1 protein-coding gene is annotated in these 415 nt (G+C 60.2%); it reads right to left on the bottom strand.

All coding sequences use genetic code 11. The features are described 5' to 3' along the window. Positions 1-50 precede the first annotated feature (50 nt). The coding region (locus CDV44_RS27520) for an SDR family NAD(P)-dependent oxidoreductase (RefSeq protein ID WP_141118856.1) at positions 51-415 on the bottom strand (365 nt) is incomplete at its 5' end.

Genomic DNA, 415 nt, shown 5'->3' with positions numbered 1-415 from the left:
CAGCATGAAAGATCTCCTCACATCGATTAAATTGCGCGAGCGGCAAATCTTCAGGCGGCGCTATCGCCCCCATCGATAACGATATGGGCGCCGGTCATCCACGACGATTCCTCAGAAGCAAGGAAGAGCGCCGCGCCAGTCATGTCCTCCGGCACGCCGGTGCGGCCCAATGGCAGCGCCTTGGAGCGTTCGCGCCACAGTTCCGGCTTGTCGCGCCATTGGTGGGCATTGCCATTTGTGGCGGTCAAGCCTGGCGACAGGGTATTAACGCGGATGCCGTACTGCGCCAACTCAAGCGCGGCGCTCTTACTCAGCATCGCCAGCGCGGCCTTACTGCACTGGTAGGAACTCAGTCGGCTGATCGCCTTGTAGGCGCTGACTGAGGCAATATTGATGACGCTACCGCCAGCTTTGC

It is taken from the genome of Pandoraea sp. PE-S2R-1 (genome assembly GCF_002179865.1).
Taxonomy (GTDB): domain Bacteria; phylum Pseudomonadota; class Gammaproteobacteria; order Burkholderiales; family Burkholderiaceae; genus Pandoraea.
The sequence above is the reverse complement of the archived record's forward strand: the minus strand, read 5'-3'. Positions and strand labels throughout refer to the sequence as shown.